Annotated in this window: 13 protein-coding genes; all 13 read right to left on the bottom strand. The window is 42.2% G+C overall.

Features of this window, described 5'->3' with window-relative positions:
* Positions 1–201: 201 nt before the first annotated feature.
* The gene (locus V7L05_RS34845) at positions 202–345 is read right to left on the bottom strand and encodes a DUF6888 family protein (RefSeq protein ID WP_442937134.1); all 144 of its coding nucleotides are present in this window, start codon (positions 343–345) and stop codon (positions 202–204) included.
* 5 nt (positions 346–350) lie between these two features.
* The gene (locus V7L05_RS25130) at positions 351–1,832 is read right to left on the bottom strand and encodes a site-2 protease family protein (protein ID WP_335168112.1); all 1,482 of its coding nucleotides are present in this window, start codon (positions 1,830–1,832) and stop codon (positions 351–353) included.
* Positions 1,833–2,106: 274 nt separating this feature from the next.
* Complete coding sequence (locus tag V7L05_RS25125; protein ID WP_335168121.1) at positions 2,107–3,129, bottom strand: spore photoproduct lyase family protein; 1,023 nt, start codon at positions 3,127–3,129, stop codon at positions 2,107–2,109.
* Between the two features lie 103 nt (positions 3,130–3,232).
* Positions 3,233–3,589 carry a hypothetical protein gene (locus V7L05_RS25120; RefSeq protein ID WP_300415579.1) on the bottom strand — a complete coding sequence of 119 codons (357 nt, stop codon included), beginning with the start codon at positions 3,587–3,589 and terminating at the stop codon, positions 3,233–3,235.
* 427 nt (positions 3,590–4,016) lie between these two features.
* On the bottom strand, positions 4,017–4,394 hold the full coding sequence (locus tag V7L05_RS25115) for an RNaseH domain-containing protein (protein ID WP_335168110.1): 378 nt from the start codon (positions 4,392–4,394) through the stop codon (positions 4,017–4,019).
* A complete protein-coding gene (locus tag V7L05_RS25110) occupies positions 4,351–6,891 on the bottom strand; it encodes a pPIWI_RE module domain-containing protein (protein ID WP_335168109.1) in 2,541 nt (846 codons plus the stop codon). Before V7L05_RS25110 ends, V7L05_RS25115 begins: the two co-directional genes overlap by 44 nt.
* Positions 6,892–6,893: 2 nt before the next feature.
* The gene (locus V7L05_RS25105) at positions 6,894–10,307 is read right to left on the bottom strand and encodes a hypothetical protein (RefSeq protein WP_335168107.1); all 3,414 of its coding nucleotides are present in this window, start codon (positions 10,305–10,307) and stop codon (positions 6,894–6,896) included.
* Positions 10,291–11,811 carry a restriction endonuclease-related protein gene (locus tag V7L05_RS25100; RefSeq protein WP_335168105.1) on the bottom strand — a complete coding sequence of 507 codons (1,521 nt, stop codon included), beginning with the start codon at positions 11,809–11,811 and terminating at the stop codon, positions 10,291–10,293. Before V7L05_RS25100 ends, V7L05_RS25105 begins: the two co-directional genes overlap by 17 nt.
* 132 nt (positions 11,812–11,943) lie before the next feature.
* Complete coding sequence (coaBC, locus tag V7L05_RS25095; RefSeq protein ID WP_335168104.1) at positions 11,944–13,149, bottom strand: bifunctional phosphopantothenoylcysteine decarboxylase/phosphopantothenate--cysteine ligase CoaBC; 1,206 nt, start codon at positions 13,147–13,149, stop codon at positions 11,944–11,946.
* A 111-nt stretch (positions 13,150–13,260) separates the two neighbouring features.
* Positions 13,261–13,473 (bottom strand): protein IsiD, encoded by a 213-nt coding sequence (isiD, locus tag V7L05_RS25090; protein ID WP_292761436.1) that lies wholly within the window; start codon positions 13,471–13,473, stop codon positions 13,261–13,263.
* Between the two features lie 154 nt (positions 13,474–13,627).
* Entirely contained in the window at positions 13,628–14,248 is a 621-nt protein-coding gene (locus V7L05_RS25085; protein ID WP_335168120.1) for an alpha/beta hydrolase, read from the bottom strand.
* A 222-nt stretch (positions 14,249–14,470) separates the two neighbouring features.
* Positions 14,471–18,394 (bottom strand): helicase-related protein, encoded by a 3,924-nt coding sequence (locus V7L05_RS25080; RefSeq protein ID WP_335168102.1) that lies wholly within the window; start codon positions 18,392–18,394, stop codon positions 14,471–14,473.
* A complete protein-coding gene (locus V7L05_RS25075) occupies positions 18,394–21,588 on the bottom strand; it encodes a hypothetical protein (RefSeq protein WP_335168100.1) in 3,195 nt (1,064 codons plus the stop codon). The genes V7L05_RS25080 and V7L05_RS25075 overlap by 1 nt, the downstream gene beginning before the upstream one ends.
* Between the last annotated feature and the right edge of the window lie 161 nt (positions 21,589–21,749).

Genomic DNA, 21,749 nt, shown 5'->3' with positions numbered 1-21,749 from the left:
GTGATTTTTCCCTCTCTCCTCCTCTACATAACTGCTTACTTTTGTCAAACTTTCTATTAAGAAAGATGTTTATAATGGATAGCTTAAAAAGGGGGGTTGGGGGGATCAAAAGGCTGTGGGGCAACCTGACAAGACTTGTGTGTACACCGTAGGCTCTTCGGGAGGGGAGCTAAAGCGCAGCTTTAGCTCCGGGTAGTATGCTTAATTGCCCGGACTATTATTCGCCAAGATATAAATATTTGTGGTGCGCTCGTCCAATCTTACAAGGTCTATTCGTTTATAAACCCTGGTAAGTTGGACGCACACCCGAATTGCGGATATTGCTTGTTTGGGTGTTGGCTCCATAAGCACTATCCTATTCCCAATCGCCCAGCCAAGCCGGGAGTTAGGGGTAGAAGCGTGGTAATCATCAAGAATAGAGCTAAAAGACCCAAAGCGGCTCTAGCATCATCGGGTTCAGTGACTTCATTCAAGCTGGGACGTTCTTGTTCCCGTTGCAAAAAGAAAATCACGATCGCCCAGTACATGGCAAGAGTGTTACCAAGAGACACTAGCGCCAGTAAAATTAAAGTTGCGATCGTTGCCCGTCTTGCGGTTTTGCGTCCATAAATCGCCTGAACAATGCGGCCACCATCTAGTTGTCCTGCGGGCATTAAGTTCAAAGCGTTAATTACTAACCCCAACCAACCAATCACCACTAGGGGATGAACACTTACTAGGGGCGACTGCAAAGCCGAACCAAGGACAACTCGCGCCAAACTTCCCACCAAAATTGACCCTTGGAAAAACTGATTTGGCAATTGAAATAAACTACCTGGATGGGAAAGTAGCAAGCCCGTCACCACCATTAATAAAGAGACAATACCACCTGCGGCTGGCCCTGCCAAGGCGATATCAAATAATACCTTGCGGTTGGGCAACAGAGACTCAAAGCGGGTAATTGCACCAAAGGAGCCAATTTGCACAGCAGGCAGAAAGAAAGGCCAGCTAAGGCGAATTTGGTGACGCCGGGCAAGTATCCAATGACCAATTTCGTGAGCTACTAAAATCGTCAATATCCCAACGCCTATGGGCAAAGCTTCTCTGAATCGCCCTGGATTGCCAAAGAAATCAAAATTTAGCAATAAGCCCGCAGCTTCTAAACTTGTGGCAATAGTTCCGATCAACAGAATACCTGCAAAAACTTTTTGCGATCGCAACATCGGCTTAGGATCATTGCGGCTCGGCAGGACAATCACTACGGGTCTACCGTCTGTGTTTTCCACTAAAAACAGGCGATATTGATCACCAAGGCGTTGCTGTAAACTTGCAGTTAGACGGTTGTGAACCTCTTCTGCTTCTCCCCGCAGATTGCCTTTGAAAATCGCTCCATCTTGGTAGGCGATCGTTTCTGTAGCAAAAAACGTATCGATACCGAAAATGCCTTTAATTGCATTTAAGTCGTCTTCCGGTAGTGGTGGAATCTCCGGTTTCAGTTCTGCGACTGCTAATTGTGGGGAATTTGCTGCAAGTGAGGAATCAGCCGCGAGTCTTTCTGTGGCGCGTTGCTTGAGGATGGCATCTTGCCCAGCTGCGCGTAACTGTCTGCCCAAGAAGATGTACAATCCGGCGGAAGTCACTACTAAGAACAATATACCCGCTATATTGATGTAAATCCCGGCGGCAAACAATCCAAAAAACAGCAGCCAGGGAGTCATCAACACCACCGACTGTAACCAGGCTAAGATTCCCAGCTTACCAAAAGGTCTGGCGCGATAAAAGCCCCAGCCCAAAATGCCTAAAGCTACTAGTAGGATTGCCGCCAGGATAGAAGTTTCTGATAAAGTAAACATCTCCAAACCTTTGCTATTGAGACTGAGCCAGAACAAGTCCGGTATTGCAGATACATTTATTAATGTATAACGCCGCCTGTAATCTGCCCAAATTATCCCACTTTGTGCGTAGTACCCATAATAAAAGAACCTCACGCCGCCTATAGCTACGGTGTACACACAAGTCCTAAAAACCTAGCTTGATAACCCTTGACTCAATGTCTGACTTGAGGCGGAGCCTCCAATACGCATTCCCAATCAGAGACTCTTAACGAGAGAGAACGAGAGATTTCTTCTAAGTCCAATAAAGAATTTCAGCGTTTGGAAAGCGTCTACTAATCTCACTCTCAAAAAAGCAGCGCAACGCCTTCATTGTGTCGCGATCATAAACGTACTTCGTCCCACCAAACTTATTACGCTTGACGCTGCGTTTTGCCTCATCCATCTCTAATTTTGATTGCGGATACCAAGTTTGTAACACTTCTTTTGACCCAGGTGTGAACCGATGCGAGATTAGCTCAAAGGTAAGGTCACAGTCAAAATCCAGTGCCTCGTTTATCTGGTCAAACAAACTACTGTAGTGCATCTGCCAATCGTCTATCGGCATAATTGGCGCAATCACTAAGCCTATTGGATAACCGCCACCGCCACGCTCTTGTGGTAGCGCCAACCGTCGCAATGCATTAAGTCTGGATGCTACGGATGCTGTGCCACCTTCAAACTTACCAGAAATTGGTGCGGCATTAACACTCATCCGACAGCGAGTATGCCCATTGTGTGGTAAATCGAGTAATCCATCTACAGCATCAAATTTCGATACCCAACGTAGATGTGCATTGGTACGAGTGCCAAAATAACGGATACATTCAGCAAGACTTCCTGTTAAATGCTCAATACCCAATGGGTCAGTATAACAGCTAACTTCAAAAGTCGTGGTTTTCCCCGCTTGCTCGTAGTTAGCTAAGTTCTCTAATATCTGTGGTAGGTTTGCAAAAACGCGGATGACAGGTGGTCCCGACAAGCTACCAGCTAAGTAGCAGTATTGACAGTGAGCAGGACAACCCTCAGCAATGTGAAACTGCCAATCCGCAGAAGGTGGGATGGGACTCAGTTTAAAGGAACTGGGTGGTGCAGTAACTACCGCTAAGGTACGCTTGGCGATGTTGTAAGTATCTCGCTCAGACTCACCGCGCAGACCCTTCAGGCGGTTCTGTGATAATTTTTCTATTGATAAGTTGAGTGACTGCACACGCGCAAGAATCTGCTGCCCCCAATCCTCATCTAGGGCAGCAGGTGTAAACAGTACCCGTTCAGGTATCCACAACCTTGGTGATCTTGTTTGTGTCTCTGATACTGAAACCTGGTCTGTAATTGTATTCAGCAATATCGTTCTCCGTTATTTAGTTTGCTGATTTCTGCAATTAATTTTCAAGGACTTGCTTAATTCGGCGCTCTAACAAATCAAGATCCAAAGTGCCTTCATCACGGCTAATTCGTCGCACAGTCGAATTAACATTACCTAAATTAACCAATAAATCTTGAAGAATTTCCTGCTGCTGCCTTGCTTGAGTAACCTCGCGTGGCTCCTGTACTAAATCACGCACGATGGTATCTTCAGCGCGAGAGGCGATAATTGGATCACCTTGCCCTTGAATGTGAACAAAGGTTCGTCGCCCTGGGCCTCGCTCCTCTTCTATTGGTATAACTGCTGTTACTTGGTCAGAACGCACATATTTGCCAAATCCCAAATGGACTAGCTCTGATGAGAGTATTTTCATATAATTGAAGCGTTATCTTTAAGTCTTACTTATATTATAAAATCTAGAGAAGTGACCTTAAAGCCATAGACCATACGGCTTATACCCAATTCAAGGTAGTAGTTTCCTTTCCCAATTGCTGCTTGATATCTCTATGTCAGTCACACTATTCTTACCAGCTTTTAGGCTCGTTCTGGAGTTTCATCAAGCTCAATAAACTCAAGTTTTAGGTTCGAGTCTTAACCTTGGCTTGTTAGGTACAGCATTTCATTAATTTGTAGCGAATTAAATTTGGCAATACCTTGCAATGCCAATCCGTCTCTTTACAATGCCAATGCATCCCGATGCATTCTAACAGCCATATTTTTGCAAGTTTAGTTTGATTGCAAATAATACCTCCTTCAAGTTGTAAATTTATTAGTAGCCTCTTTGTTCACTTGTAGGATATTTAATCTTGCTCCGATTCAATATCCTCATCTGCGATCGCAAATTCACTGATGTAGTCCCGTACAACACGCTCAAAAAATAGGGGAGCAGGCAAAGCTGTCCAATCGCTATAGTGACCAAAGCCATAGCGCAGTGACTCCACAAGGGCAGCTAGATCATCTGGATTATCTTCTGGTTGCCTCAAGGTAACAACAATCTCAAGTGGATTGGGAGTAGGCCAGCGACCGACAAAAGGAGATTTTGTAGAGAGTTGACTTACCTTTAACCCAGCTTGTTTTGCTAGGGTGTAGGTTGAGCGATAGCAACTTTGCCCACGAGACTTTCTTTGTGGTAATTCACGCGCCACAGATAGATAAGCTACACCAGTTGGAAGAATCAATTAACACTAACGGTTGCGCTCTTTCTTCCACAGAATTGGAAACAATCTGTTTCACAAATTTCATGAATCGAGTCTTGCGTACCTCATCTTTATCAGCCAGTTTGATGGGAGTAAGTTCAGCAATAAAAGCTCGTGCATCAGAAAAACTAGCCCACGGACTGATTACTAAATTACCTCTCTCATAAGCACAGCAAAAGTCACATTTACCTGTATCCACATTGATGCGGATTGCTATTGGTAAAAATGTACTTTCAATTTTGCCACGAACGCGACCCTTTTGCTTACGGACGATTGTAATTACGATAATTTCTTTTGGTCTAGCTTCTGGTGAAATATTTTGCAGGTACTTATCAACTTTTTCTTTGATATCATCAATGCGACCAGAATGAGCAAAGAGCAAATCTTTCAGTGCTGACTGCATCCGATGGAAAAAGCCTGCTAGTTTAAGACGTTTTGTTTTCCGTGTCTCTTCAATAGGTAGTAGAAACTGCACACCAGCACCAGCCATTGCTAATGCTTTGCGGGTTGAGGGTTTATTCACTTTATCATCAGGTTTAGAATTTTTTTGACCAGTAGGATCTGGGTAAAACTTCCGCGCCATGATTAAGCAGAAAGTTGGCTGATTCAACTTTTCAATCTGTTTTGCAGTGGATTCCCATTCTTCAATTCGCTTACGCGATCGCTCTTTAGCTGTTCCATCTTTTTCAGGTAAGATTTCTCGTGGCCCGTGGGTATCTTCTGGCAAGCGATTAATTTCTATTTCAAGTGTGTCTCCCCACAAAACTTGAGTAACCTTCTGCAATAGTTTCGCTTCTGTTTGTAAATGAGTTTCATAAAAGATAAATAATAAGGGTCGTTCATTAGGATACAATCGCTGCATCGCTGTTTGGTTTGCCTGAATGATGCCTTGAAGTTCATCAGTCTGATTCTTTATGCGTCCTTTGAATTGAAGAGCTTTTCTTCCCCAATCAATCCCTTCTAAACGAATGTTAAAGTATTTACTTAGCAAATCATTAATTTGTTTATCATTGAGTTGATCGAAATATTTCGGAGTAAACTCCAAGCTGGTATTTGTTTCAAGATATTCTAAAACCCCACCAAGCAGTGTAGGAAGATTAATCATGCGCGATGCTGTATCATCTGGTTTGTGCTTAGATGGTACTTCTGTGTAACCATCGAATATTTTGATTCCTAATGGTTGAAGAATTTTAGCGATCGCCTCAAACGCATCTAATTTATCAATCTCTGGTACACCTGTTTCAATACCGTATTTTTCTGAAATTTCTTCGTCTTCTTCTGAATTATCTTGAAGTCCATTACGGTAGGTTAGAACTACCTTACAACTATCAGTAGAGGCTAAACCTAAAGCGATTTCTTGTCCATCACAAGATTGCCCCAGATTAAATTCTCTTCGCAATATCTCAAAATCTTTATCTGTTTTCCAAGTCCATCTTATTTTCTCTTGCTTGTTATTTTTTCCCTTTTTGTTGTTTTTGTCTCGTTCGCATTTTACTTTATAGCTGAAGGCGCGATCAGTATATTCTTGAGAAAATATGAAACCGTTAATATTCCTGCGGTCATATTCAGGAGCTTTTAATTGAGTGAACCAGCGACGTTTGGAAAACTCAACTTGTAATAAAGGTTGATGCAAAGATGGATAAGTAATGACTTCTAAGCTTACCACAAAACTGAATTTTCCTTTTTTGTCTGGTAAAGTGATCGGATCAGTAATCAGTTCTGCAATACCAGAGGTAAATGTACCATTGCTGAAAATAATGCGTTTTATTGGCCCTAAACCTGTAAAAATAACTTGTCCAGCAATTTGACGAGCAACGAAATCTGCTAGCATTCGATAGTCATATTTATCTTTAGCTTGAGTTGTATCTGTCTCTTTATTCCAACCCCAAGGTAATACTTGAGATTTGAATGGAGAAATTTTTATTAACTCTCCCCTTTCTTGCAAATCTTCCAAGCGTTCAATAATCTTTATTGATATATCCTCTTTTTCAGAAAACGGTTTGAGATAATTTGTGAACCAATCATTAATAATTGGGCGAAGCATTTTCTTTATTTCTTCTTCATTGCCACCAGTAAGGTAAACAAAAGGTGCTGGCACAGCATCGCCTTTAGCATATTTAGCATAATTCAAGGCATACTTGCTAAGACCTACTTCTGGTTCAATTCGTGCTGCATCTTTCAATACTACTTGTAGGAAATTTCGCAATGAGCCATAAGGAAGATTTTTGACATTAGCTCCTTGTTGAATCTCGACAAAACATTGCAAACCTGCTTTTGTCCAAGTAAGATTAGAACCCTCTACTATGATTGGAGCAAGATTGTCTGGTACCGTGAAAGCTAAAGGAAATTCTTCAATTAATTCGAGGCGTTGCTGAATGTAAAATTTACCCGAAACTAAATCACCTTCAGTTTCTTCGTCTTCCTCTTCTGCAAATAAATCTTCTTTCAATTCAATTTCATCATCAAATTTGTTAATCATTTTTACATTTCCAATAGTGGTGAAAACTCATCAAAACCTTCTTTTTCATCCGTAGATTCTTCTAACGAATTTAGTTCATCAGGATAAATTACTCCTTGAATGCGTTGTAAAGGTTCTAGAAATGCGCCATAAAGTTCCTGATAAATTTCTCGAATTACGGGGTCTTTATGGTTAATACATTCTTCTAAAATTATTCGCATTTGAACCAGCATACTATCTCGTCCAGAGTCTGCTTTACCTTCTGTTGATTTTGTAGCCCAAGCTGCATCAACAAAGTAAACTGATACCGGGCATCCATTCCGCATCCCTCGACCAATTGTTTGCAGAATAGCAACCATTTGATTAGCTGTAAACGATTTGAACAGTTCAGGGCCTAAACGGCTAGCCATTAAGGGTTCACGTAACAATCTATTAGCAGTTTTCCAAAGGTCTTTTCTTGATTGTTGCCAAGAAGTTGCGATCGCATTTAAATCTTCTGTTTCACTAAAAACTCGACTATCAAATTCTTGTGTTGCCCGTCCTGCCAAGCTGTACAACAGCCGCATATCATCTTTGGTAGGATGAGGACGAGTCAGGAAGTAAATCGAGCCAATTGCCGCATCTAGTTTCCTATCCCCTTTGGTGAAAACGATGTTGACACCTCGATTAATTGCCAACATGGGAAAAATTAAAATATCACAGTTTTCATCATCTCCTAATGCCTCACACTGAGCAGAGGTGATAAAATCCTGCGGTTGTTCTCCATCTCTGAGGGATTTAACAATTGCCTTTGTATGCCGCCCAACTTCAGGATGATAGTCATTGATATACTTCTTGATTGTGCGAGCCTGTTCATAACTATTGACAACTAAAGCGGCTTTGCGGCGAATACCAGATTTTACATCAAAATGACGCATGGACTTGTAAATTTCAGATTTAGTAATTCCTCCCCGTACAAGAGCATCTACCATCCGCAGAAGATTACGTTTTTGAAGATCGCCAGCACCGCTATATTTGAGGGGTTCATCACCACGTTCACTATCTGGAAACCATTTGAAACGATAAACGCTCTGTTCCGGTTTATGTTCTGACTGACGCGGTTTTAGTAAATAATGAGGGCCAGCGTTAATGTGGTAGGCGGGACTAGCTTCTAAAAATGAAGTTGCCGAGGTAATTAAAACGGCTGGGCTGGGATGTCCATCATCTGCCTCTAACAACTGATGAAAGCGATGCATTAACATTCGAGGCGCACCAACAAATGTAATGTAGGACAATCGCACATTTTTGGCGGCGGTACGTGTTGTTTGTGCTTTGAAAAAACTGTATTCCACCCCAGAAAATGAACCTAAAATGCTTTCTGGAATAAATTTTCGGAGTTCTGGTGATGCAGTTGACTCTCCAATGGTTTCACGAATGAATCCCTCTGCAACCATCGTTCTAGTTCCTGGTACAATTCGCTGATAACCCAAAATTACGAAAGTAACAGTCACAAGTAATTTAGCCAAATCTTCTGCTTCTATTGTTGGTAAATGATCTGAAAAACAGAGCTTGAGAAATAATTCAGCAATTTCTTCAACGATCGCATCACGTCGCTTAATGAGATTTTCAGCCAGGTAACGGCGGAAATGACTAATGAGAGTTTTCCATTGCTTTTCAAGGGTTTCACGGTTATAGCCTAAAATCCGAGGCCACAAATCTGCTTTAAAGTCTTGAGCGTTCTCAACACCTGTGCGATCGTAGAAGGCGTTATATGCTGCGGCTTCCCAAAATTCAGTCAGTGCCCGACTTTTACTAAAGCCTAGTTTGGCTTCTTGTTCATCAAGGTCATTCTGCTGAGAGGATTTCTTTAAAGTATTCAATAGTTCGCTAACAATCCGTAATACAGTCAGCAATTGATTTTCGTAGCGTTCTCCCACCCGCGACTTAGACATATTCTGAAGGGTGGTAATTAAGGAAGTATTATGGTTGCCAAATTCTGACAAGTCACGACTATAAAGTTCTACATCCCGATCAAATAATCGATAGTTTTCACCACGAGCAAAGCGGTTATGGATTTGTTCTAGAATTACCCGATGAATGGATCGCTCTGAGCCTGAAATACTTAAGGTTGCTGCCCCATAACTATCTAACACTGATTGCACCATGTCGCCTTCGTCGAAAACAACTACGTCGAAGGTACGAGCAATTAATTCAAAATATCGTACTTGTTCCTGAATCGCGTGAGGTGATATTTGAGTATCGAGCGATCGCACATGACCAACCCAAATATTAGCATCCAACAAATCTCGCGGTGCTTTGTTTCGACCGCACATTGTCCATAAAGGACACAGGCATTTCTTCATCTTTCCCTGTTTCCCCCCACCTTGCAATATCTCGTTGCAAGGTGCATAACCAAAGCCCCACATAGACATATCGGCAATTGAAAAGGCTGGTAAAACGCAGTTCATCCCAAAAACTTCTGCCTGTTCTAAGGTGTAAGCAAAGCCACCATTACCTTTTGTTGCGATCGCCTCAGCAATATTATCTGCATGGCCACGGCGAGTTTCATCGCCTTGACCTACCAGCATTCCCACCTTAACTTGATGAAATGCCAACTCAGCCATGTACTGTCTAGCAACTTCTATGGAGGGAAACACAAACATTGCTTTATAGTCATTTAGTCCCAGCCAGATAGCGATCAACACGAGAATGGTTGTTTTACCTGACCCTGGCAAACCAATTAAGTGCTTGATGTCTTCTAATTCCAACACATCATCTTCTTTCCGCAGACCTTTTCCACCCTCGGATACCATGAGGTCAAAGCGCTCAAAACGATCTGCCCAATTACCACGTCGTCGCTCAGTATCTTGCTTTTCACGCTCATCCATCTCAAGAGCCAGATCGCGCAGTTCACTTAGGGGAATGCGAATTTTTCCTCTTGGTTGGCGGTTAAGAGAATGTGTGCGACGTGCAGCAATCGGGGCAGTTATACGAGGGATGTCTAACTTCACGGCGGTTGACTCTTCACCTAATGCAACCGCCATCGCCTGACGAGGATCGGCAAATGTAAAACCATACGAATCGTATGACAAAGGAGTACTCAAAATTTGACGCGCTTGTGTAATTTGAGAATCTTCTAAAGGATCTGTTCTTTTGAAGTGCAGTGTTTCGGTGTCAATCTCATACGTCCCTTTAGTGTGGTTGCAGTAGTGATGATTGTTATAAAGAGCAATTGCGTGTTGAACTGACTGCCGTGTAACAAAAGTCAGCGACATCTGCCGCATATTGAAAATGGCTTGACGGGCTTCCTCTAATGCAGGTGCATTTAAAATGCTGGCCATGCCTGACATAATTACTGGCGCGTACTCCAGTGAATTAGTATTAATAAATTCCTCCATTAAGACGCAAAGCCAGCAAATTCGGTTTATACCTTTCCAAAAATCAGGTTTGGTTCGCATAAGGCATCTTCTTTAAAAAATCAATTACAGAGGAAACCAACATAATTTCTAAACTGGCAGGATCGCCCTTTTTATCTAATGTTGAGATGAGGGTAGAAATGTAGCTTGGGTTATCCTCAATTAAGCGATCGCTCACAGCAAGAATGCGGCGGCGATAGTGAATCAGCCCGCCAATACTACGATTGAGACGCAAAGCCAGAGTCACCGGACTTGTGTAAGATTTGGCATCAATTCCAATTGCCCGTTCGTTAATTGCCACATCGCATAAATCGGACTCTGGGTAAAGTTCAGCATTGAGCTTATTTTGTCGGGCTGTATCAAAAATAGCTAATTCGTCAATTGCTGGGCCTGTCCAGTAGGTAAGAATTCGTGGCTCGGCAATTCGTAAAATATCTTTGGTGGGATCTAGTTTTTCAGATACTTTTGGTGAGTTGTGGCCAATGCACTGGCGAATTGGACAGCGCCCTTGTGAAAAATGTTTTTTGTTGGGATGCGATCGCATCAATGTGCCACAGTGGGCGCAGCGATGTGCTAATCCATCAACTAGCCAGATATCTGGTACTGAGTCGAAGAATTTCTCAATGAGCATTCCCTGTAAAGGGGTCAAGTCATTTTCAACCAAGTAGTCTAATAGTTGCCGTTCTCCTATTAAAGAGTACCTGCCAAACAATTCTCTTAGCGCGGTGTAAGCTTTGTGTTGACGACGGCCGCCCAATCGTTCAGTTGCTTGGCATAAGTCAGTATATAATCGATGCTCAATCACATTGTCTTCCCCAAAAGCTCCGCTCAGGTTGGCAATCTCTGCACAATCTGAAGTAGGTACTCGTAAATCTGGATCGATTAAGGTAACGCTAGAAAAGCGAAAGTCTGATTGGTTAAAAACCCCTAACTGCCAAGGATCACAACCAAGAGAGTATCGAGCGTTATCTAAAACAGTATGCACGCAAGCAGCGCGATCGCTTAATCCTTCTTCAATATATAGACGACCTAATTTGCACATTGCTTGATAGAGTTCTGGAGGCAACATACTATCGTCTTGGCGCACAATTTCTCGACCTGGGAGAACCCGATCGTATTGGCGAAGAATTCCCTGAGCAAGTAACATCACAGCATCTTCAGCCAGATCCCTCGCTGGGCGGTGTCCTGTAGGTAAAGGCAAAGAAGTTGCTGAAATTGCAGGTAGCCATGTCGGATCATGACCTTGAGCCTCTGCAATAATTTGCCTCTCTAAAACATCTTCAGGAAAGGAAGGTAAAACTTGAGCGATCGCCGCAAGTGTCCAACCCTTCTTTAATAGTAAAATTGTTGCCAATCCCTCCAAAATCTGCCGCAAGCCAAATTCTTGCCCTTTAGGTTGTGATAAAAGTTGTTTCGCTCTCCATGACCGAACGGTACGCAGGGCAGGTGGTTCTATAGACAGTTTAAGCTGTTCAATCTGGCGTTTTAGCTCCTTTGCCAGAGCCTCCGCAGTTCCCTGCCACTGACGCACGTCCTCAAAGTACATAACTGTAATCGGATAGTTTTTACATCAATCTGTGTTTACACTAAATGATGTAATTTAAAATGTCAATACATCAACAAGACGCAAAGAGAAATTTTTGTGTCTTGTTGACGTATTGAGGATTAGGAAACTTGGTCAAAATAGGACAAAATCAAATAATTGATGTGCCATTTCTAATTTAGAACAAGGTGCGATCGCTAGCTGCCGTCCTTGACTATCTAAAAATATCGCTTGATTATTATCACTACCAAAACCACTATTAGGTTGATCGATGGGATTAGCAACAATCGCATCTAGTTTTTTATTCTGTAACTTTTCTAACGCAGGCTTGACAATATCACCAGTTTGTGCAGCGAAACCAATTAATCTCTGATGCGGTTGTTTGAGTTGTGCTAATTGGGCGACTATATCCGGTACTGCTTCCAGGGGTAAAGCTTGGGGGAGCGATCGCTTAGGCAATTTCTCTGTACTATAATCTCGTGGCTTCACATCTGCCACGGCTGCTGACATCACAATGATATCAGCGTTGGGTAAGCATTCCACCATGACGTGCTGCATTTGTTCGGCACTAATGACGGGAATTGCTTGCACTCCCAATGGTACATCCCAATTAGCTAGGCCATGTACTAAGGTGACGTTTGCCCCTCGGTGAAGTGCGGCTTGAGATAGCGCCAATCCCATCTTACCTGTGGAAGGATTACCAATAAACCGCACTGGGTCAAGATACTCTCGCGTTCCCCCAGCACTAATTAACACTCGTTTACCTGCTAAATCTCGTTTGCCTTGAGTGTGTAACAAAGATTGGATGTGAGCCAAAATTTCTGGAGGTTCTGCTAATCTACCAGCACCGATGCGATCGCACGCTAATAAACCCGATGCTGTACTCATTCCATGATATCGGCTATCTGTCAATAGCTGTTGCCAATTTCGTTGCACCGATAACTGTTCCCACATATCTGTATTCATTGCGGGTGCTAACAGCACGGGACAAGTAGAAGCCAGCACGGTATTTGTGAGTAAATTATCAGCCATACCGTAGGCTAACTTTGCTAATGTATTAGCTGTCAAGGGGGCAATTACCATGACATTTGCCCATTCACCCAACTCAATATGCAACGGACGAGAGTGAGTTGGTTTCCAGAAATCATCATCTGTGTAGGCGGGATGACGAGATAGGGTGGCTATTGTTAGAGGCGTGATAAATTCTTGCGCCGAACGGGTGAGGATAACTCGGACTTCCACCCCAGTTTTAAACAGCGTCGAAACCAATTCACAGATTTTGTAGGCGGCGATACCGCCACCTACACCAATTATAACCCTGTTCAATTTTGGATTAGTCATGGTAAAAAGTTAGGAGTAAGTAGTAATTTAAGAGCAAGTAGTTACGAATATTAATTTCCAACTCCTAACTCCTGTACAGACGCGATTAATCGCGTCTCTCCTAACTCTCAACTACGCTTCATCGTAGGGTTCCAAGTCTAAGAGGTAGATATAGGGTTCAACTAACTCTGGACGCTGAAATGCGATCGCTCGCAATAGATGCCAATCATTTAAACCCTCAAAAGCATTGCTATAATTATCCAGTTCCAGACGTGTCGCTAGTTCTTCTACTTCTGCCGCAGTCATGGCAGCAATTTCTTTTTGGGAAATGCTTAGAGTTGTCATAATGCTTGCCCCTCCCTTATGCAGCACTCGCCTTCAGCATGGGTTAAGTTGCGTTGAACGCACCCACCCAATATATATTACTCATTAAAAGTCATTAATTTCGTGAAAATTGTCAGAATTTGTACCAGAATTTATAAAAAATTCGTAATGCTGACTAGCCAATTGTATTTACAACGAAATTCCGTAGTACCTTTAACGTTTGTGGATGTATTTCATGCCCCATGTCAAATTCGTGGTATTCTACCGCCACTCCTAGAGACTTGAGAGTTTCTCGTGCCTTCAAAGCGGCTTGTAGGGGCACAACTTCATCATATCTCCCGTGGCTGATTAAAGTCGGCGGTATCTCACTTTTAGCTGCCGTTAGTGCATCAGGATGTAAATACCCGCTCATGACAACTAAACCTGCTAGGGGCAATTTTGAGCCGACATCTAAAGTCATTGCTCCGCCTTGAGAAAATCCACTTAAAATGGTGCGTGATAAAGGTACGCCAGTGCTACTCTCTAAAGATTGCAAAAAATCTATGAGTAGTTGCCGACTTTCTGCCAACCCTTGATACATATTCTCAACCCGCAAGTCATACCATGCCCTTCCTACAGGGGAATAGGCATAAGGAAAAGGTGCATTGGGTAATACAAACTGGTAATCGGGTAAGTTGAGCAAGGGTAACAAAGATGCGACATCCTCAGCATTAGCACCCCAACCATGCAAAGTTACAATTAAGCCTGCGGGGGGTTGAGAAGTTGCTGTGGGAACGGTGATAAATTGTAAAGACAGAGGTTTACTCCTAAAATTATACTCTTCTAATAGATCCTATCTCTTCAAGCAGACTTAGTATTTAATGCTTGTTCAAAGAATGCGATCGTCATAGACATCGCTAAGTACAGCATTTCATAAATCAGTGACGAATTGAGTGAGCTACTAGTAAGGCTTTGCGAGACTTGATAACGCTACGAACTTGTGAAATTTTGTACTAAGTAATTCTTAAGCGTACATTAACTATTTGTTATCTGCTTCATCTTCAAGCAGGATGGTGTTCAGAAGATTCAATTCACTGGATGCCATAAAATAGCGATCGCTAAAAACTGTTTCTAATTGTGTAAAAATCCGTCTACCTGCTACAGCTACCCAAGGAAATGTTCGATAGTGAGATACTACGGGTATAGTTAATCCTTGAGGAGTTAGGGAGCGTCCTAGCGCACTTCTCCAAGCTTGCGGATCTTCTAATACCTGTTGGCGCATATCATCTTCTGATTGTTCATCCCAGAAATGGGGATAGTCTAGAGGTAAGCCAATAACTATGTTTTTAGTTTTTAATGCTTGACGTGTGGAAGATTCAATCACAAATCCCTGTTGTTCCCGACTCAATAGTTTATACAGTTCGTTGGCAGGACGTTTGAGTTTTGAGGGAAATTTGAACTTCTTACTTTCGGCAATTTCTTTTAGTAATCCTAAAAGATGACTGCTATTTTGTTTAACCTCAGCTTTCCATGCTTCAAAGCTAAATATTTCTTCAGTTTGGCGATCGCTCCAGTCTTCTATCCAGAAAGGGCCGATACAAGTTAGATTATCCGGTATCTTTAGCTCATCGTTATCTAAAGATGGCAATAATCGGCTCGAAATCCTAGAAACAGTTTTGGTCAAAGCTTGTAAAGTTTGATAATTTGCATACGACTTGGCATTTCTGTCTAATGATTGACCTCTCAAGTCAAAATGTTTAAAGATTTTTCCGATTAACTGATCTGCTTTGCCCACAATAGCTTTAGCGTCTTGGGGGTGACTATCGCGGATAAAAACTTTAGCTTCATGCAAGAAATCTAAGACATCATCAGACATTAAACGCAACAATTCTTCATTCCCAACAGAGCCAACAGGGACAAATGCAATTCGGTTTTTATTAAGTCCTGCATCACCTTTGATGCGGGTATGAATTGTAGAGCGCAACATTACCAGTAAAGTCAATAAATCGCTTGACTGACGCAGCCATAGTCTTTTGGGGTCAATGTCCTCTCTTTCAATAATGAAATCATTGATGAGCATAACTAACCGTCTATCTTTGTCATCTCCAGAAACTTCCATTCCGGTTTCTAGATTTGTATACATTCCTCGACCACGATAAATTAATTGCGCGACTTCCATTAAAGCAGCTTCAATATTAAATCGGGGAATTGCAGCTATAATGCAATCTGTTTTCGGGAAAGAAACACCTCTTGCGCCTGAAGAAGTCATAAGGAAAACTCGGACTTCATCTCGTCGTGGCGGCTTTACTAATTGCAATCGCCGATCGGGTGATACACTTTGATCCAAAACCTCCACCTGTTCTCTGTTTACCAGAGCTTCTTTACCAGTGGTCAATTTTTCCTGCAACTGGCGCAGAAAAGCTTTATCCTGAGCAAAGAAAATTAACTGCTCTGCTCCCTGTTGTAACCCAGCCTTGATTTCTAAGTAGGCATTTGTTAGCGATTCCTCTTCTGATTTTTCTCGAATTGCTTGTCTAATTGTCTGCTCTGTGCCGTCACTGTTTTGACCTGGTTTAATGGACGACAGCCTAATACTGTAGTCAATACTGAGTTTACTGGCGGGATAGCTATTTGTCATGACGTGTAACGTTGGGTGTTTTCTGAGGCCAATTTTTGTATGAGTGCCTGTCACCCGAAACGGCGCTTCACCTCGACTTTGACTTATTAGAATTTTATCAGGAGCGCGATCGCCTGAGTTCAAAAAGCTATCCAACACAACTTCATTACTGAGTGAGGCATCAGCAAGAATCAGCACAATTTTAAACGGGGATGGAGTTGTCTCAAACGGTTGAATAAACTGCTGTTGCAACCATTCTGCTAACTTGCGGACAAAGGGCGCTCCTGCTCCATCACCAGCCAGTTCGTCTACCATGACAACTATAGTGGGAATCCGCGCTGCAAACTCTGAACGTTCCTTTTTTCCAGGCTTTGTATCAGCTTTTTTTGCAAACAAATTGCTGAAGGCATTAACTGTGGTTGATTGATCGTTAAGCGTCCGATAACCTTGGATAGCAGCAGTCATCACCAGTTGATTAACTTGGGGATTGGCTTTGAGCAATATTCGGGCTGACTTTGCTATGGTACCCAATACACCAGGACTTTTAAGCGATTCTACGCTGTAATCCCGTTCGTTGAGGCGACGTTTGAACCGAGTCGAGCCGACTATATTGCAATCAATATCATGTTCTTGTTCTGGGGTGAGGAAGAAGATATGCTCATCAGGACGTGTGAGTTTTTCGATACCATCGACAACAACGCCACTATCGATCAAGCGAGGTGGAAAGTTGTTTTGCTGAACCTGTTTTTTATACCATTCGGGAGCTGCATCAATCAAATTTTTATTGCTGGTGATGGTTAATATCCCAGTAGGCTGCTCATTTTCTCTAGCAAGTTTGTCCGTCACATCTCGATTAATTACAACTCGCGGACTGAGATACAAAAATAAGAAACCTTTATCCTGCTGCTTGAGAAATTTCATCACAGCAGTCGTTTTACCAATACCCGGATTTCCTTCCAAAGCTAGGACGTTAATTTTACCGACTTGAGCAGCAGTTATACCAGCAAATACTGCTGCCTCGTGTACTTGTCGCAGAGGAATTGTTGCCTTATCGGGATTGATTTCATTGATACAATCGGCAATTCGTGTAACAGGATTGCCTCCAAAGAACTCAAGTAATGCGTCATGCTCTTCAATAGATGCGATCGCCTCAGTCTTGCTAATTTCACCCATTGGGTTGTAAAAATCCGTCACATTCTCATGAAAAAGAAAGTGAGAGTATTGACCTAGAGTTGGTTTTTCAGCTAGATGTTGTGCTTGTTCTTTAAAAGCAGAGGGTAGCGATCGCACTAACTTTCTGAACACCAAACGAATTTCTGCATCTAGATCCAGTGGCACATCATCATTTGAATGTTTAGTATTACGATATGCTTTTCCCAATGATTGCATTAACTTGGCTCTAGTATCTGGTTCAGGTTCCACACCGAAGAATTGAGCCGTAAGACTTTCAATACCATTGGATGTGACAGCGATCGCTCTAGCATGACAACTTCCTTCTAATCGCTTATGCACGCGCAACAGATGAATCAGGCGATCGGTATAAGATGATGCCTGACAGAGCTTAAATAATGGTTTATCTTGACCACTAAATGCTGAAAGAAAATTTTCCAACCTTTTAGAAAGTAAAAACTCTTCACCCTCCACCTCTGCACAAACTCTAGAGAAGACCCCCCGCGATTCAATGTAACGCGCATAGCGACTCATTTCTTCTCTATGAGGGGCTTCTTTTTGAAAATCTGCAAATTTGATGGGTGCGTTATAGGAAAATTCCAAACAGAGAATTAAGTTTTCAATTTTTTTGTGTTTTGGATTTTTTGGCTGAGAGAAGGCAGTTTTCCCATCTTTAGGGAAACTAGATTCGTTGGACAGCCATAAAATAAAATCGGCTCTGGCTGGTTGTCCTCGGTTGACTAAGTTCTCATCTGGTTTTCCTGGTAGTTTGAAAGCTTCTTGAAATGCTTTTGCTGTCTCTTCTTTTTCTTCATCCCGTTGCATTTGCTGACCTGGGAGTGTCAACGGACACCAAATTGCTTCTAGTTTAGGTTGTCTAATTTGACTGTGGTTGAGACACTCACGCATTGCTGTCCAACCTAAACCATAGCCGAGTACCAGCAGATGACGCAGCATTGTTTCCACCCATTCTTTGTTATTGGGATCTGTTATTTTGAATGCTTTCACTAGTTGCTGGGAGACATCTGCATTTTTGTGAGATTGCCAAGGCTGGAGAACAGGATGATCGTTCAACAGTAAGTTTCTGTGAATCAACTGTTGTAAAACACCGCGTTTAACAGCAATTTCAAATACCTGCCCCCAAATAGAGGCTTGTTGTAGAAAGGATGATTCCATTACTTCCTGTGCAGAACTTGAGAAACGTGGGTAAGTACAGCGCGATAATTAAGTAATACCTGTCCTTTGCGGCGGTTATGGAGAACTTTGACTTCACCAGCCTCTTCAACTGTATTAGGCGATATCCAACTAAATGGATCTAGTACTGGGCTAAGTTGACTTTTGTACACACCTCGTTCAGCTTCAATAAAATGCAAGCCCCGTAGTACAGCTAGTAAGCAAGGATGAATACGAGAGTCTGAATCAGGATTAATCAAATGCTGACGAGCGCGTTCAGTCCAGTTAATATTGCTAACTTTTCCATCTGATACTAAGAAATAAATGCAGAAACCAGATTGTAGGCGCTCTTCTGCTTGGATAGCATAAAGTGTGGCAAAAGTATAAACCGGAATTAAATTACGAAAGTAGTCTGCCCTAACAGAGCGCTGAAAATCTGAATGATCTCCAGCTTGCAAAATTTCAAATGCCGCTTCACTGTAACCGCGATCGCGCAAGCGTGTAGCCGGAAATACATCCCGCACCATTGGGTAAATGTTGATATCAGGAAACGTTTGAAAGACTTCTTCTAAAAATTCTGTAGGTATTAAAGAAGAATTGTAATCTGCGGCTCGATTAATGCGGCGATCGCCATAGGCATGAGCTAATAAAATAATGTGCTGACATCCTTGGGCTTTAAGATGACGAATTTCTTCTTGAACTAGGCGTTGCGTTTTCAGATGTTCTGGAGAATCAAGCACATCAGACTGCATCCGTTCTCTTTTCAGTTCATAACCGATAAACGGTTCACTAACGGCTGTGGCAATATAACTTTGAGTGAGAAAAAGATAAGCCTTTTCTTCATCATTGGGAAAATTTCCCTCGTTACAGGGACGGCTGGCGTATGAAATTAAACCAATCTTGGGGGCTGAATGAGAATCTGGGCTACTAATGCAAAGTGGAAACGCACTTAAAAACGCCTTAAAAGTACCAGATTTAATAAAATCTTGCGTTTTTTTGGGTTGTTTCACCAAATTATCTAGAATAAGTCCCTGCATTCGGATCGGGGTATCTTCACCTAGTATGGCTTCCAAGGTTTGGGCGGCTGCGTAAACGTAAGCATCGCCGCTCTTGTCCTTATCTTCATCTAGTTGTTTTCCTGTTTCTTGCAGTCGCAGCATTAAGGTTGTAAAGTCAACCGATTTTTCCTTCTGACCACGTTTTTGCAATCGTGTAATAATCCGCCATAAACAGCAGTAAACTAGCACAGCAAAGGCGGTAACTGCGGCTGCATGATACTGCTTATTTTCCTCAGATTCTCTTGTATTTGCTCGCCGCCTCACAGTTTCAACATCGTATTCCACTATGATTGCGGCTGATAATGCCCACCCAGCAAATTGAGAAGCATTTGTAGATAGCTCATAAGTCCATTGACGATCTTCTCCCCTCTGCCAAGAACGAGGAACCCAACAAACTTGGAGGAGTTTCTGTGGCAATAAACGCTTTGCCCGTAATTGACTTAGTGTATCTTTAGTTTTTAAGTCATACTCCGAAAGCTCGGCAGTAACTTTAACCGAGAAAAGAAGTCCTGATGTTGCTGGTTGCTCACAAATTTCAATATGTTTGAACCATTCAACCTTTTCGCTGGAATTTTCTTGTGGCTCTACAAGCAACTTTCTCACACCCAATGTTGCACCTTCTAGGCGATCCCAATTAATTATGCTGCTTTTTACACAGATGAATTGTTGTGAGGAGCGATCCTGAACTTGAGATATGACTTTTTGGTTCCTGTCGCGCAGTACTTCCTTCAGAGCCTTGGCAATAGACTTCATTGACTCGGAGCGTTCCTGTAATTCTTCTAAAGTCTGGCGAATAGCTTCTGTACCCTGCGATTTAAAATTTGCTAGGAGTTGATTCACCATATCTGTTAGTGATTCTTTAGTTAGCGGTTCCTCGTCCTTTTTGGGAACGACGACAGCCAAAAAGATCAGTTGAGCTAAACGACGACAAATTTCCCAAGGTTTTTGTAAGGAAGATTCATCATTACTCAGTAAATATTCTCTAATTTGATCGAGTCGTACTTCAAAAGCAGGTTTGCCTAATTCTGGATTTTCCCCATTGACTCGAAAACGATAACTTACTTCACGCTCTACTTGATTTTTAGTCTTTTGCTCGAAAATTTGAGTTTTCCACTCAGGCCAAACAGCTAGACAATAATAAAAGGTCGCTTTGCTAAGTTCATCTGCCAAGTCGAACTCAGCTGCACTACCGAAATGAGCCGTTAAATCAACCGTATAGCCTTCTTCTTGAGCAGATTCAACTAGAGTGAGTATTCGATTGACATACTCTACTAAAAGTTGGTAATCTGGGTCGTGACTTGAGCGGGCATTTTCTGCGATCGCTTCCATAATCCGAAAGCTAATTGTCAATCGGACGCGTGACAATGCTTCGTCGTCTATGAAATTTAAAAAACGCTGAATTTGGCTATCGTATCGATTTTTTTCTTCTTTCAAAGTTGTGATCGATGAATTAACATTATCTTCATCATTGTCAAGTTCGTTTTCTAAATATTCTGTGGCAGCACTGCACATTTGCTCAAAATAATCAGTATTTTCAACTCGTTCGCGCGCACAAATAACCGTCGCCACAGACTTGTTATCTTTAGTATCTCCAGCTTGAAATGCTATATGTATGAGGTTGGCAGTATTGGCTATATTTTGGAAAGACGTACCTGCTTTTTTAGCAAGATGTTTGAGTTGCTTATCAGGGTCATCTAACAGCAATGTGGATAATAAGCTGTCGGAAGGCACAGCAGTATTGAGTGCTTGGTCAATAGCAGCCATTAATCTGTCTATCGCACCAGGTAACTTTGTAGCATTGCCATCACTCAAACAGCCGCCAACGCGCGACCTATTTCCATAAGCTGGCATCGATAAATCTTGAATAAACCCACCGCCAGGAGCAGGTTTAAAAGCTTCTTTAAATTTAGCTTGTGCAAATAGCCGATACATAACGGCTGAAGTACTTATTCTCAGGCGTTTATTCTGTTTGTCATCAAATTCAAACAGCTCCATCCCTCTAGGGTTTAGCTGGTCAGTATTTGCCTGATTACTGCTAGGAGAAATAGCTTGAGCAAGTAGCTCTATGACTGTAGCGAGGTCAATAGAAGGCTTAAGCGATCGCGGGTCAACGTTAGCGCCAGTACCTTGTGAAGGCATAATTATTTCCTTTGTAATTTTCAGTATTACGACTGCTTCATTTGCCTGAACTTTACAGTCTCAGCAAATGGACTCTATATTTTTATTTATCTTAAATGTGTCTAATCTGTCAAGATACTTGTATTTTACGTTTATAATACTTTTCTTAAGATTTTTTACAT

Source organism: Nostoc sp., assembly GCF_036917755.1.
In the GTDB taxonomy this organism is placed as follows: Bacteria; Cyanobacteriota; Cyanobacteriia; order Cyanobacteriales; family Nostocaceae; genus Nostoc.
Note: the sequence above shows the minus strand (reverse complement) of the source record. Positions and strands in the feature narration are given on the sequence as shown.

What these genes read in the sequence shown, in the direction of transcription:
- V7L05_RS34845 (WP_442937134.1), bottom strand. Translation starts at nt 345, where the DNA reads ATGGAGCCAACACCCAAACAAGCAATATCCGCAATTCGGGTGTGCGTC.
- V7L05_RS25110 (WP_335168109.1), bottom strand. Translation starts at nt 6,891, where the DNA reads ATGATTAACAAATTTGATGATGAAATTGAATTGAAAGAAGATTTATTT.
- V7L05_RS25120 (WP_300415579.1), bottom strand. Translation starts at nt 3,589, where the DNA reads ATGAAAATACTCTCATCAGAGCTAGTCCATTTGGGATTTGGCAAATAT.
- V7L05_RS25105 (WP_335168107.1), bottom strand. Translation starts at nt 10,307, where the DNA reads ATGCGAACCAAACCTGATTTTTGGAAAGGTATAAACCGAATTTGCTGG.
- V7L05_RS25130 (WP_335168112.1), bottom strand. Translation starts at nt 1,832, where the DNA reads ATGTTTACTTTATCAGAAACTTCTATCCTGGCGGCAATCCTACTAGTA.
- V7L05_RS25075 (WP_335168100.1), bottom strand. Translation starts at nt 21,588, where the DNA reads ATGCCTTCACAAGGTACTGGCGCTAACGTTGACCCGCGATCGCTTAAG.
- coaBC (WP_335168104.1), bottom strand. Translation starts at nt 13,149, where the DNA reads ATGACTAATCCAAAATTGAACAGGGTTATAATTGGTGTAGGTGGCGGT.
- V7L05_RS25080 (WP_335168102.1), bottom strand. Translation starts at nt 18,394, where the DNA reads ATGGAATCATCCTTTCTACAACAAGCCTCTATTTGGGGGCAGGTATTT.
- V7L05_RS25100 (WP_335168105.1), bottom strand. Translation starts at nt 11,811, where the DNA reads ATGTACTTTGAGGACGTGCGTCAGTGGCAGGGAACTGCGGAGGCTCTG.
- isiD (WP_292761436.1), bottom strand. Translation starts at nt 13,473, where the DNA reads ATGACAACTCTAAGCATTTCCCAAAAAGAAATTGCTGCCATGACTGCG.